This window comes from Actinomycetospora sp. NBC_00405, assembly GCF_036044095.1.
Classification (GTDB): domain Bacteria; phylum Actinomycetota; class Actinomycetes; order Mycobacteriales; family Pseudonocardiaceae; genus Actinomycetospora; species Actinomycetospora callitridis.
Window position 1 is genome coordinate 415,321 of record NZ_CP107938.1, and the last position, 12,494, is coordinate 427,814.

The 12,494-nt window shown below is 73.9% G+C and carries 13 protein-coding genes; 7 read left to right on the forward strand and 6 right to left on the reverse strand.

All coding sequences use genetic code 11. The features are described 5' to 3' along the window. The first annotated feature begins 101 nt into the window (after positions 1-101). Both OG774_RS02030 and fmdA read left to right on the forward strand, forming a co-directional pair. The gene (locus OG774_RS02030; RefSeq protein ID WP_328306269.1) at positions 102-743 is read left to right on the forward strand and encodes an AmiS/UreI family transporter; all 642 of its coding nucleotides are present in this window, start codon (positions 102-104) and stop codon (positions 741-743) included. Between the two features lie 71 nt (positions 744-814). After that, positions 815-2,068: a formamidase gene (fmdA, locus tag OG774_RS02035; protein ID WP_328306270.1), complete on the forward strand. Its 1,254-nt coding sequence runs from the start codon at positions 815-817 to the stop codon at positions 2,066-2,068. Positions 2,069-2,152: 84 nt separating this feature from the next. Here fmdA and OG774_RS02040 read toward each other — a convergent pair whose 3' ends face one another. Then, a complete protein-coding gene (locus tag OG774_RS02040) occupies positions 2,153-2,515 on the reverse strand; it encodes a hypothetical protein (RefSeq protein ID WP_328306271.1) in 363 nt (120 codons plus the stop codon). A gap of 33 nt (positions 2,516-2,548) precedes the next feature. Then, positions 2,549-3,016, reverse strand: a complete 468-nt coding sequence (locus tag OG774_RS02045) for an MEKHLA domain-containing protein (RefSeq protein ID WP_328306272.1) — start codon at positions 3,014-3,016, stop codon at positions 2,549-2,551. 50 nt (positions 3,017-3,066) lie between these two features. Between OG774_RS02045 and OG774_RS02050 the strand changes: the two genes are divergently transcribed. From OG774_RS02050 to OG774_RS02060, 3 genes are all read left to right on the forward strand, one after another. Next, positions 3,067-3,939 carry an endonuclease/exonuclease/phosphatase family protein gene (locus OG774_RS02050; RefSeq protein WP_328306273.1) on the forward strand — a complete coding sequence of 291 codons (873 nt, stop codon included), beginning with the start codon at positions 3,067-3,069 and terminating at the stop codon, positions 3,937-3,939. Between the two features lie 11 nt (positions 3,940-3,950). After that, a complete protein-coding gene (locus OG774_RS02055; protein ID WP_328306274.1) occupies positions 3,951-4,649 on the forward strand; it encodes a CDP-alcohol phosphatidyltransferase family protein in 699 nt (232 codons plus the stop codon). 145 nt (positions 4,650-4,794) lie between these two features. Further along, the gene (locus OG774_RS02060) at positions 4,795-5,826 is read left to right on the forward strand and encodes a fatty acid desaturase family protein (protein ID WP_328306275.1); all 1,032 of its coding nucleotides are present in this window, start codon (positions 4,795-4,797) and stop codon (positions 5,824-5,826) included. Positions 5,827-5,833: 7 nt separating this feature from the next. On the opposite strand, the gene OG774_RS02065 is transcribed toward OG774_RS02060, so the two are convergent. Beyond that, on the reverse strand, positions 5,834-6,607 hold the full coding sequence (locus tag OG774_RS02065; protein WP_328306276.1) for a methyltransferase domain-containing protein: 774 nt from the start codon (positions 6,605-6,607) through the stop codon (positions 5,834-5,836). Positions 6,608-6,932: 325 nt separating this feature from the next. Here OG774_RS02065 and OG774_RS02070 point away from each other — a divergent pair, with 325 nt between their 5' ends. Next, positions 6,933-7,628 carry an alpha/beta fold hydrolase gene (locus tag OG774_RS02070; protein WP_328306277.1) on the forward strand — a complete coding sequence of 232 codons (696 nt, stop codon included), beginning with the start codon at positions 6,933-6,935 and terminating at the stop codon, positions 7,626-7,628. A 4-nt stretch (positions 7,629-7,632) separates the two neighbouring features. After that, a complete protein-coding gene (locus OG774_RS02075) occupies positions 7,633-10,797 on the forward strand; it encodes an acetyl-CoA carboxylase family protein (RefSeq protein WP_328306278.1) in 3,165 nt (1,054 codons plus the stop codon). A 13-nt stretch (positions 10,798-10,810) separates the two neighbouring features. Here OG774_RS02075 and OG774_RS02080 read toward each other — a convergent pair whose 3' ends face one another. The 3 genes from OG774_RS02080 to OG774_RS02090 all read right to left on the reverse strand — a co-directional run bounded on the left by OG774_RS02080 (position 10,811) and on the right by OG774_RS02090 (position 12,325). Next, positions 10,811-11,458 carry a hypothetical protein gene (locus OG774_RS02080; protein WP_328306279.1) on the reverse strand — a complete coding sequence of 216 codons (648 nt, stop codon included), beginning with the start codon at positions 11,456-11,458 and terminating at the stop codon, positions 10,811-10,813. 12 nt (positions 11,459-11,470) lie between these two features. Continuing rightward, positions 11,471-11,620, reverse strand: a complete 150-nt coding sequence (locus OG774_RS02085; protein WP_328306280.1) for a hypothetical protein — start codon at positions 11,618-11,620, stop codon at positions 11,471-11,473. Positions 11,621-11,731: 111 nt separating this feature from the next. Beyond that, positions 11,732-12,325, reverse strand: a complete 594-nt coding sequence (locus OG774_RS02090) for a cupin domain-containing protein (protein ID WP_328306281.1) — start codon at positions 12,323-12,325, stop codon at positions 11,732-11,734. Positions 12,326-12,494 lie beyond the last annotated feature (169 nt).

Consider the following 12,494-nt stretch of genomic DNA (forward strand, 5'->3'; position numbering starts at 1 on the left):
CCGTCCGCTCGCCCCCACCGTCCGGCCTGCCGGAACGGCCCTGTCGTCCTGCCCTCGTCCGAAAGGGAATCCCATGCTGCTCACCCGAGTGAGGCCGCCCCGTGGCTAGCGTCGGCCTGCTCTTCGTCGGCGCCGTACTCTTCATCAACGGCGTCATGCTGCTGGGGTGGATCGACGCGAAGTCGGCCGCGCCGATGAACTTCTTCGTCGGCGGACTGCAGATCATCACGCCGCTCTACCTGATCTTCACCGCGAACGGTGACGCCGACGTCATCCTCGCGGCGTCGGGCCTCTTCCTCTTCTCGTTCACCTACCTCTACGTGGCGGTGAACCTGACCTGGGATCTCGACGGCACCGGCCTCGGCTACTTCTGCCTGTTCGTCGCGATCACCGCCGTCGTGTTCTCCGCGCTGAACTTCTTCCGCTTCGCCGACCCGGCCTTCGGCGTCATCTGGCTCTACTGGGCCTTCCTCTGGTCCCTGTTCTTCGTGCTCCTGGGCCGCAAGCGCGACGGGATCGGGCGCTACACCGGCGCCGTGTGCGCCATCCAGGGCTGGGTGACCGCGTGGATCCCGGCGTTCCTGCTGCTCACCGGCGTCTACACGGAGATCGGCGTCCCGCTCGCGATCGGCCTCGCGATCTTCGGCGTCGTCGTGTTCCTCGCCCTGATCCCGTGGGCGCGCCGGCAGCCCGCGCCCGCGGCGCCCGCCGCCCCCACCGGCGACCACGCCGCCGTCGCCTGACGGTCCCGGCCCCGTTCCCAGCTCGCCCAGCCGCCCCAGCCGCCCCAGCCCCGCCCACCAAGGAGAGTCCGATGCCCCAGAAGGTCTTCCCGCTCGACAGCACCAAGACGTTCACCGACCAGGAGATCGTGGGCCACAACCGCTGGCACCCCGACGTCCCCGCCCGCGTGCACGTCAAGCCGGGCGACTCGTTCCGGGTGGACTGCCGCGAGTGGTTCGACGGCGCGATCCACAACGACGACTCCGCCGACGACATCCTCAACGCCCCGCTGAACAACGTGCACGTGCTCTCCGGCCCGATCTCGGTCGAGGGCGCGCAGCCCGGCGACCTGCTGATCGTGGACATCCTCGACGTCGGCCCGATCCCGCAGGAGGACTCCGGTCCGCTGGCCGGCCAGGGCTGGGGCTACACCGGGGTGTTCGCGAAGACGAACGGCGGCGGCTTCCTCACCGACCAGTTCCCGGACGCCTACAAGGTGATCTGGGACTTCCAGGGCGGCCAGGCCACGTCGCGGCACGTGCCGGGGGTGGCCTTCACCGGCATCGTGCACCCCGGCCTCATGGGCACCGCGCCCTCGCGCGACCTGCTGAACAAGTGGAACTCCCGCGAGCAGGCCCTGATCGACACGAACCCGCAGGCGGTCCCGCCGCTCGCCCTGCCGCCCCAGCCCGAGGCGGCGATCCTCGGCTCGCTCACCGGTGACGACTTCGAGCGGGCCCGCCACGAGGCGGCCCGGACCGCACCGCCGCGCGAGAACGGCGGCAACCAGGACATCAAGAACTTCACCAAGGGGAGCCGGGTCTTCTACCCGGTGTTCGTCGACGGGGCGAACCTGTCGATGGGCGACCTGCACTTCTCCCAGGGCGACGGGGAGATCACCTTCTGCGGCGCGATCGAGATGGGCGGGTTCATCGACCTGCACGTCGACCTCATCAAGGGCGGCATGCAGACCTACGGCGTCTCCGAGAACGCGATCTTCGTCCCGGGCAACACCGACCCGCAGTACAGCGAGTGGATCGCCTTCTCCGGCACCTCGGTGACCCTCGACGGCGAGCAGCGCTACCTCGACTCGCACCTGTCGTACCAGCGGGCCTGCCTGCACGCGATCGACTACCTGACGACCTTCGGCTACTCGGCGATCCAGGCGTACATGATCCTCGGGGCCGCGCCGATCGAGGGCCGGCTCTCCGGCGTCGTCGACATCCCGAACTCGTGCTCGACGGTGTACATCCCGACCGGGATCTTCGACTTCGACGTCAAGCCCGGCAAGAACGGGCCGGCCCGGATCGACCCGGGGATGGGCGTGCCGATGTCGCGCGCCTGAGTTCCGGCTCCCGGGCGACCACCCCGATCGCGCTCCGCGGTCGGGGTGGTCGTGTGTCGGCGGCCCGAGCCGAGGCCGGACACCTCAGAGCGGTGGCTCGTCGTCGTAGCAGCTCCGGGTCGGGACGGTCGCCGTCGGACGGGTCTTCTGGGTGAGCTTCCGGGACCAGTCGGGGTCGATGTCGTCGTGGGTGTCGGTGCGGTCGTCGGACCAGCCGTCGTCGGGCAGCGGGCGCGGGTGGGCGGCCAGCTCTGGGACGGGCAGTGACTCGGTGACCCGTTTCGGGTGGCTGGTGTAGGTGACGCCGGCGCGGGTGCGGATGACGAACCGCCCGGACACAGGCCCTCCGACCGTCCCCAGAAGATGACAGACAGGTAACGATCCCCTGCTCGACGGCACGGCCGCGACTGCCCGGCACAGTGCGCCGAAGGTCAGCAGGATGAGCACCGGGGAGCTCGTCCAGCCGCACGACTCGCCCGTTCACCCGCGCGGGTCCTCCGTCGCCGGACGGCAGGTCCGGATCATCGCGGCTTGGCCGCACCGCTCACCGGCGTCGTCGAGGAGGTTCCACATCAGCACGTCCTCGATCCGGAACCGCCGCCCCGTCCGGGAGACGCGGACGCCGCGGTAGCCGTCGGACCAGCCCCGGCGCGCGGCCTCCGCGAGCAGCCGGTCGCGCTCGGCCTGCTCCTCGGGGCCCGCCGACTGCCGGGAGGGCCGTCCGATCAGGTCGTCCCAGGCGTACTCGAACCACCGCAGGGCGGTGAGGTTCGCGTAGACGAACCGTGGATCCGGTTCACCGTCGTGGGCGAGGAGCCCGAACGGCGCCTGCTCGTACAGCCACCGCTCCCGCGCCTCGGCGTCCCCGGCGATCGGCACCAGTGCCCCGCCGACCATGCTCTGATGGCTCTGCTCGATGCGCAGGAAGGTCTCGAGCGCGGACCGCATGACGGCAGAGCGTAGGTCGTTGTGGCCCGGAGTGATCGAACGGTGTGGAGGTGCGCATCGCCGGCGGACCGGCCCGGCTGCGGGTCATGAGCTTCAACGTCCGGGGCTTCTCGTCGCCGGTGGACGGCCGGCTCCGGTGGTCGCGGCGGGCCGGGCTCAACGCCGACGTCGTGCGCCGCCGGGCGCCGGACGTCCTCGGGGTGCAGGAGCTGCAGGCCGAGGCGCTCGCCACCTACCGCGAGCAGCTCCCCGGGTACCGGCTCGTCCTCGGTCCGGCGGCGGGGACGCGCCGGCGTCCGGAGTACAACGCGATCCTCTACGACCCCGACCGGCTGGAGGTGCTCGACGCGAACGGCTTCTGGCTCAGCGAGACCCCCGACGTGCCGTCCACCGCGTGGGGCTCGCGCAACGTCCGCACCGCGCACGGGGTGACCTTTGCCGTCCGCGGCACCGGGATGGTCTTCCGGCACGTCAACACCCACCTCGACCACTGGAGCGCCCTCGCCCGGGAACGGGGCGCCGCGCTGGTGCGTGCGCGCACGGACGGTGGCCTGCCGACGGTGGTGACCGGGGACTTCAACTGCCCGGCCGACTCCGCGCCCCACCGGTCGTTCCTCGCGGAGGGCTTCGAGGACACCTACCTCGTCGGTGGGGGCGGGCGCCGGGAGGAGGCCACCTTCCACGGCTTCGGGGGCGTCCGGTCCCGCGTCGTGCGCTCGTTCCACCGCGCACGCAACGGCCGCGGACCCCTGCGCCTCGACTGGATCCTCGTCGGGGGGCCCGGGGGATCCTGGACCGTCGAGGCGTCCGCGATCGTGCGCGACCGCGACCCCGCCTCGGGCGCACCTCCGAGCGACCACGACCCCGTCGTCGCCGATCTCCGCCTCGAGGGACCGCAGCGCCCGAGCGGTACCCGCCAGTAGGGTCCTGGCGCGTGGACGTCGACGACCTCGAGGCCTACGTCGACCGGTGGTCGCGGACGCACGGGGGCTACGACGTCCGCTCCTCCCGGCCCACCATGGCCTGGCTCCGCCTCGCGCACGGACTCGGTGCGCCGCTGGCCCGTCGCGGCATCCCGGCGACGTGGGTGACGGCCGCCGGCGGGGTCGGCGCGGTCGCCGTCGGCGGCGTCGCCGCTCTCGGGGGCCGGTGGGCCCTGCTCGCCGCGGCGCTCGTCGTGGTCGTCGCGGTGCTCGACGGGATCGACGGCGCCGTCGCGGAGCTGACCGGCAGCTCGAGCGCGTGGGGTCAGGTGCTCGACCAGCTCGTCGACCGCATCGGCGACGTGGCGATGATCGCCGGGCTGTGGGTGCTCGGGGCTCCCGGGCCGCTGTGCGCGGCGGCCGCGGTGCTGACGCTGCTCGACGAGTCGATCCGGTCCAGCGCGGGCGCGGCCGGCATGGTCGAGATCGGCGTGGTCACGCTCCCCGAGCGCCCGGCCCGGTTGGTGGTCGGCGGCCTCTCGCTGGCCGCCGCGGGCATCGTGCCCTCGGCGGCCGCGCCGATCGTCACCGTCGGCGCGGCTCTCTGGACGGTCATGACCCTCGTGACCACCGTGCAACTGGTGGTGAACGTCCGGCGACGGCTGCGCGGACAGCCGCGGAAGGTGCTCGACGCCGACCCCGGCGACTAGCGACCAAAGCGCCGCATCACCCGGGCACAGGTAGTGTCCGAGGAAGCCGCCCGAGCCTCGGACCCTGGTTCTGCGCAGGTCACCGCCGTCGATCCGCGCCCCCGGGGGACACATCTCCATGAGTTCACTGCCGAATCCTGCTGCCGTGACGAGGGCGAACCTCCCGAAGGGCGGCGGGTACGCAGAGCTGTTCGCGCAGGTCCGCGAGGCCGGGCTGATGGACCGCCGCCGGGCCCGCTACCTCGTGAAGATCGTCGTGACCGCGCTGGTCTTCGGCGCCGTCGCGGTCGCCTTCGTGGTGATCGGGGACTCGTGGTGGCAGCTGGTCACCGCGGCGGTCTTAGCGGCGCTGTTCGTCCAGTTCGGGTTCATCGGCCACGACGCCGGCCACCTCCAGATCTTCGCCAGCAAGAAGGCCAACGACGTCGTCGGCTACGTCCACGGGGACCTGCTCATCGGTCTCGGGTACGGGTGGTGGGTCGGCAAGCACAACGCCCACCACGCGAACCCCAACCACGAGGAGCGTGACCCGGACGTCGACCTCGGGGTCTTCGCCCTCACCGACGCCCAGGCCACCGGCCCCTCGGCGCCGCGCCGCGGACCGATCGGCCGCTTCGTGATCCGCCACCAGGCGGGCCTGTTCTTCCCGCTGCTGCTGCTCGAGGGCGTGGACCTGCACATCTCCGCGGTCCGGTCGCTCCTCGCCCGCCGGGTGCCCCGGCTCCGGCTGGAGATCGTCCTGCTCGTGGCGCACACCGCGCTCTACTTCGCGGCGGTCTTCCTCGTGCTCTCGCCGGGCGTGGCCGTGGTCTTCATCGTCGTCCACCAGGGGCTGTTCGGCCTCTACCTCGGCTGCTCGTTCGCGCCGGGACACAAGGGCATGCCCATGCCGAGCGCCACGGAGAAGCTCGACCCCGTCCGCAGCCAGGTGCTGACCTCGCGCAACATCCGGGGCGGCCGCGTCGTCGACCTCGTGCTCGGCGGGCTGAACTACCAGATCGAGCACCACCTCTTCCCGCGCATGCCGCGCATGAACCTGCGCCACGCCCAACCGATGGTCCGCGCATTCTGCGACCGCCACGCGATCCCGTACACCGAGACGTCCCTGATCGAGTCCTACGCACAGGGGCTGCGGCACTTGCGGGCGGTCAGCGCCCCGGCGCGCCTCGGGACCTGAGGGACGGTCAGCCCGTCGCGACGAAGCAGTACCGGTTGACGGTGAACAGGTAGTCGGTGCCGCGCGAGCGCAGGTCGTCGGCCCAGTGCGCGACGTCCTGCTCGGTGAGGCCCTGCCGGCCGGTGACGAAGTCGCCGATGACCTCGATCGTCCCCGCGCTGTAGGTGTTCTCGTCGTAGACGGGGTTGAACAGCGGGATCAGCACGCGCTCGGCGACGCGGAAGCCCGCCCGCTCCAGCAGCCCGGGCAGGACGCGGGGCAGGCGTGGGTCGACCAGGTGCTCCTCCCAGGCCGCCAGGACCCGCCGGTGCAGCTCACGGTCGGCGGCGTGCCACACCATCGACTCCCAGTCGGTGTCGAGGACGACGAACCGACCGCCCGGGCGCAGGACCCGCCGGGCCTCGACGAAGGCGCCGAGGACGTCGGTCACGTACTCGTAGACCTGCGTCGAGACGACGGCGTCGAAGGCCTCGTCGGGGTAGGGGAGCGCGCCGGCGTCCCCCTCGTCGATCCGGACCTGGGGACGGTCCGCGCAGTGCGCGGTGGCCATGGCGTTCATCGCCGGGCTGGGGTCCAGCCCGCGCACCACCCCGTCGGCCCCGACGGCGTCGGCGATCGCGGCGACCAGGAAGCCCGGACCCGAACCGACGTCGAGAACGGTCTCACCGGCGGTGGGACGGAGCAGCCGGAGCACCTCGGCCCGCTGCGCGACCACGTCGGGGGTGGAGTAGACGCGCTGCAGACGTCGGGCCCCCTCGTCGTCGAACCCCAACATGGTCATCGGGCCCCCCGTCCCTCGTCGGACGAGCGACGGTAGTGAAGGACGGGATTCGAGGACAGGGGTCGGGGTCGCCGCCGATCGAGTGGCGCCCCGGTCGTCGTGCTGCGGTCGCCCGCTGCTGCGACCCTCGGACGGTCCACCGCGCCTCGCGAGGAGATCCCCGTGCCGACCACCCCGACCGCCCGCCGCGTCGCGCTCGACGGCATCACGCTCAACGTCGTCGAGGGCGGTGAGGGGCCGGCGGTGCTGCTCCTGCACGGCTGGCCCGACCGCGCGACGCTCTGGCAGCACCAGATCGACGCCCTGAGCGCCCGGGGGCTTCCGGGTGATCGCCCCGGATCTGCGGGGGTTCGGGGACTCCGACCGCCCCGCGGAGGTCGAGTGCTACGGGCTGCGGACCGTGCTCGGCGACCTCCTCGGGCTGCTGGACGCGCTGGAGGTCGGCGAGGTCCGCGTCGCCGGGCACGACTGGGGCGCCCTGGTCGCCTGGGCGCTGGCCGCGTTCGCGCCCGAGCGGGTCACGCGCCTCGCCGCGTTCTCGGTGGGCCACCCGCAGGCGTTCGCTTCCGCGGGTTTCGTCCAGAAGCAGCTCTCCTGGTACATGCTCTGGTTCCAGTTCCCCGGGGTCGCCGAGGCGCAGCTGCCCGCCGACGACTGGCGGTGGTTCCGGGAGTGGGCCCACGACGGCGTGCCCCGCGGCGCCGACGCGCTGGTCGACGCGCAGATCGCGGACCTGGACCGGCCGGGCGCGCTCGTCGCGGGCCTCAACTGGTACCGCGCCAACATGCCGCCGGGGATCTTCGCGGCCACCGACGGGCCGCTGGAGATGCCGGCGATCGGGTGCGCGGTGCTCGGGGTGTGGAGCGATCGGGACCCCGCCCTCACCGAGCGGCAGATGACCGACTCGCAGCGCTTCGTCGTCGGCCCCTGGCGCTACGAGCGCCTGCCCCGCGTCGGGCACTGGATCCCCGCCCACGCCCCGGAGCGCACGACCGCGCTCCTGCTCGAGCACTTCGCGTAGAACGGTGAAGCTCCTCGTCGCCAACCGGGCCGAGATCGCGGTCCGGATTCTCGGCACGGCCGCGGCGCTCGGCGTCCCGACCGTCGCGGTGTACCCCGACGACGACGCCGACGGTGCGCACGTCGCCCGCGCCGACGAGGCCGTGCGGCTCCCGGGAGTCGGCGCCGCGGCCTACCTCGACGTCGACGAGATCGTCGGGGCCGCCGTGCGCACCGGCTGCGACACCCTGCACCCGGGTTACGGCTTCCTCGCCGAGAACCCGGCGCTGTCGCGGGCCTGCGCGGACGGGGGGATCGCCTTCGTCGGCCCCGACCCGGAGACGCTGGCGCTGTTCGGGGACAAGACCCGCACCCGGGAGCGTGCTCGCGAGCTGGGGATCCCGGTGCTCACCGGCACCGAGGGGCCCACCGACCTCGCGACGGCCCGGGCGTTCCTGGATGCGCTCGGTCCCGGGGGCGCGGTGATGGTCAAGGCGCTGGCCGGGGGCGGCGGGCGGGGGATGCGGCCGGTGACCGACGCGTCGACCCTCGAGGCGACGATGCGCCTGTGCGCCTCCGAGGCCCGCGCGGCGTTCGGCGACGACGCCGTCTACGTCGAGCAGCTGCTCCCGCACGCGCGACACATCGAGGTCCAGGTGCTCGGCGACGCCCGGAGCACCGTGGTGCTCGGCGACCGCGACTGCTCGGCGCAGCGGAGCCGTCAGAAGCTCGTCGAGATCGCGCCGGCGCCGGCGTTGCCCGACGACGTCCGTGCCGAACTGCACGATGCGGCGACGCGCCTCGTCATGGTGTACGCCGGGCTGGCGACGGTCGAGTTCCTCGTCGCCGACGGGCGGTCGGCCCTCCTCGAGGTGAACCCGCGCATCCAGGTCGAGCACACCGTCACCGAGGAGACGACCGGCCTCGACCTGGTCGAAGCCGGCCTGCGGGTGGCCCACGGCGAGACCCTCGCGGACCTCGGCCTCACCGCCACCCCCGCGCCGCGGGGCACCGCGCTGCAGGTGCGGGTCAACACCGAGACCGTCGCGGCCGACGGCACGGTGACGAGCGGGGCCGGCACGCTCGTCCGGTTCCAGCCCCCGAGCGGGCGCGGGGTGCGCGTCGACACCCACGGCTACGCCGGGTTCGCCGTCGGCCCCCGCTACGACTCGCTGCTCGCCAAGGTGATCGTCACCGCCGGCTCGGTGGCGCAGGCCGCCGTGCGGGCGCGGCGCGCACTGGCCGAGCTCGACGTCGACGGCGTCCCGGTGAACGTCGCCCTGCTCCGGGCGCTGCTCGACCGGCCCGAGCTGGTCGACGGCACCCTCGACACCGCCTTCGTCGACGCGCACCTCCCGGAGCTCGTGCCGGATCTCGGGCGGGACGTCGCGGGGGCGGAGCGGGCGGCGGCCCCGCCCGGCACCGGGGCGGCGCTGAGCACCACCCACGGTGTCGTCGTCGCGATCGAGGTCGCCAGGGGCGACGTGGTCCCGGCCGGCGCCGAGCTCGTGGTGCTCGAGGCGATGAAGATGCAGCACGTCGTGCACGCCGGGGCCGCGGGCCGGGTCGACACCGTGGCGGTGAAGGTCGGTGACACGGTCGCCGCCGGCGTGCCCGTCGCGTTCCTCGCGCCGGTCGACGACCTCGACGCCCCGGCGCAGGACGTCACCGCCACCGACCTCGACCACGTGCGCGCCGACCTGGCCGAGTCCCTCGGCCGCCACGAGACCGGCCTCGACGCGGGGCGCCCCGACCCGACCCGTCGGCGGCACGAGGCGGGCCGGCGCACCGCGCGCGAGAACGTCGACGACCTGCTCGACCCCGACAGCTTCGTCGAGTACGGCGCGCTCACGATCGCCGCCCAACGCGCGCGCCGCAGCGTCGAGGACCTCGTCGCCCGCACCCCCGCCGACGGGCTGGTCACCGGCACCGGGACGGTCGGGGGCCTGCCGGTGGCCGTGATGTCCTACGACTACACGGTGCTGGCGGGCACCCAGGGCGTCCACAACCACGCCAAGACCGACCGCCTGTTCACCCTGGCCGCGCGCGAGCGCCTGCCCGTCGTGATCTTCGCGGAGGGCGGCGGCGGACGTCCCGGCGACACCGACACCTCGGCGGTCGCCCAGCTCGACGTCCCGACCTTCCGGCTGCTCGCCGAGCTCCGGGGCGTCGTCCCCACCCTCGCCGTGGTCTCCGGCTACTGCTTCGCCGGCAACGCCGCGTTGGCCGGGAGCTGCGAGGTGATCATCGCCACCAAGGGCAGCAGCCTCGGGATGGGCGGGCCGGCGATGATCGAGGGCGGCGGTCTCGGGACCGTCGCGCCCGGCGACGTCGGCCCGATGGACGTGCAGTGGGCCAACGGCGTCGTCGACGTCCTCGTGCCCGACGACCCGGCCGCGGTCGCGGCGGCGCGGCGCTACCTGTCGTACGTCGCGCCCTCCGGCGGCGGGACGACGGCGGTGGAGCACGCCGACCCGCGGGCGCTGCGCCACCTCGTGCCGGAGAACCGGCTGCGCGCCTACGCGATCCGGCCCGTCCTCGACGCGCTGTTCGACACCGGCAGCGTCCTGGAGCTGCGCGGCGGCTTCGGCGCCGGGATCGTCACCGCGCTCGCCCGCCTCGACGGGCGCGCGGTCGGCGTCCTGGCCAACAACCCCGAGCACCTCGGCGGCGCCATCGACGGCGACGCGGCCGACAAGGCCACCGCGTTCCTCGACCTCTGCCGGGCGCACCGGCTCCCGGTGGTCAGCATGTGCGACACCCCCGGGTTCATGGTCGGCCCGGACGCCGAGCGCACCGCGACCGTGCGCCGGTTCTCCGCGATGTTCGTGGCCGGGGCCCGGCTGACCGCGCCGCTGTGCACGATCGTGCTGCGCAAGGGCTACGGACTCGGTGCGATGGCGATGGCCGGCGGCGACCTCAAAGCCCCGGCGCTCACGGTGGCGTGGCCGACCGGCGAGTTCGGCGGCATGGGGCTGGAGGGCGCGGTGCGGCTCGGGTACCGCAAGGAGCTCGACGCGATCGACGACCCCGACGCCCGGCGCGAGCGCTACGACGAGCTGGTGGCGACGTACTACGAGCGCGGCAGGGCGCTCAGCGTCGCGACGGTCTTCGAGATCGACGACGTCCTCGACCCCGCCGACACCCGCGTCCTCCTGGCCCGGGCGCTGGGCCGCGCCGGTCCCGCCTGAGCGGATCCCGCGGTCAGCGCCGCCCTCGGAGGGTCGTCCACCACGGCCGTCGTGCGGCGGCGGCCTCGGCCTTGCGGCATCGCGCCTCCCACCGGTCGGCCCACCCCGGCATGTGCGCGGCGAGCAGGGCCTCCACCTCGGCGATCTCGCCGTGGCGCAGCACGTCGGCGTCCGGGCCCAGGAGCGCGGCGAGGCCGCGCGGCGGGATCTCGGAGCGGTGCACCGGCATCCCGTAACGGCGGGCCAGTGCGGCGCGCTGCTCGCCGGGGATGGCCGGGCCGGTGAGGACGAAGCGCGGGTAGGCGTGCGAGGCGCGCCAGCCGCGGGCGCCCTCGAGGACCTGGCCCCAGAGCGCCACGACGCCGAGCACCTCGTGGTCCGAGGGACCCCACTCGAGCGTGCCCGGGTCGGTCACCGCGTAGAGCCCGCACGCGCACCGGTCACCCGGAGGCGTGTGCCGTTGCGACCCGCACGTCGCGATCATGGGCTGGCGGGCGGGCCAGGTGATCCCGGCGAGCGGGGCGACGAGCTCGGTGCGGCGTTGGGCCCGCCGGCCGACGCGCCACGTGCGCCAGCCCAGGATCGGGGCCGGGATGTCCGGGACCCCGGGGGCGCTCGCGACCGGTCCGCGCCGGACGGGATCGAGCGGCGGGAGGGTCACGACGACCGCACGTCAGGTGCGGGACGTCGCGACGGTCTCGGGATCGTCGTGCTCGACGGCTGGTTCGATCATGACGGGCTCCCGCTCCGGGGAGTCCTCGCCGGGCACGGGTGAGCTGATCGGCTCTGCGGTGAGGCGCCGACGGACGGGGCCGATGTCCATGCCGCAACGCTGCCACGCCGGGGGTCGCCGGACCAGGGGTCCGTCCGGGCGGTTGTCCCCGACGACGTCACCTCGACTCGTGGGGCGCCATGGGCGAGGATCCGGCGACCGTCAGGCGCTCCCCGAGCCGGCCGATGAGGATGCGCTCTCGAGCTCGGGATGGATACCGCGCAGGCCCCTCGCCCGGGCCAGCGGACCGAGCGTGCGGGAGAGCAGTCGCTGGGCCCACGCGGGCGGGGAGGCGGGGCGCATCGTGTCGGCCCACTCCTCGGCGAGCAGGGCGAGCTGGAGCAGGCAGGGGCGCCCGCTCGGCGTGGTGTGCCCGGTGGCGGCGAGGCCCCAACTGGTCATGATCGCTTCCTCGAACCGGCCGGCGGGCCGGACCTCGACGAGCACCCGCGCCGGCTCGTCCCCCTCGATCCACCAGGCGTGGACGTCGCCCGCGGGGATGGTGACGCGGTCGCCGGGCAGGGCGGTGCTGATGCGGGAGCCGTGGCGGACCCCGAGCCGGCCCTCCAGCACCTCGAAGCGCTCGCTCTGCCCCGGGTGGATGTGCGGAAAGGCCACGGCCGCGCCCGGCGGTGCCCAGAGCTCGGCGCGGACGCGTTCGCCGCCGGTCTCGGCCGCGCTCTCCAGCACCGCGGCGCGCTCCCGGCTCACGGGATTGACGTAGACGTTGCCGGTGCGGTTCACCTCGGTGGCCATGCGGACTCCCGGTGTCGTCGTCAGGTCGACCGTAGGGGCGTTCCGCACCCCTGTATGGCCTGCAGATGGCCGCTTTTCGCCCTGCGATCCCGGTGGCCGGGCGCGGCTGGTGATCGGCGCGCTCCCGGCGGTGAGTGTGCGGGCGTGGAACGCGCCCGAGGACCCCCGA

Bases quoted from the DNA above. Each gene is read 5' to 3' on its own strand.
- OG774_RS02085 (WP_328306280.1), bottom strand. From the start codon at position 11,620: ATGGACATCGGCCCCGTCCGTCGGCGCCTCACCGCAGAGCCGATCAGC.
- OG774_RS02045 (WP_328306272.1), bottom strand. From the start codon at position 3,016: ATGCGGTCCGCGCTCGAGACCTTCCTGCGCATCGAGCAGAGCCATCAG.
- OG774_RS02090 (WP_328306281.1), bottom strand. From the start codon at position 12,325: ATGGCCACCGAGGTGAACCGCACCGGCAACGTCTACGTCAATCCCGTG.
- OG774_RS02065 (WP_328306276.1), bottom strand. From the start codon at position 6,607: ATGACCATGTTGGGGTTCGACGACGAGGGGGCCCGACGTCTGCAGCGC.
- fmdA (WP_328306270.1), top strand. From the start codon at position 815: ATGCCCCAGAAGGTCTTCCCGCTCGACAGCACCAAGACGTTCACCGAC.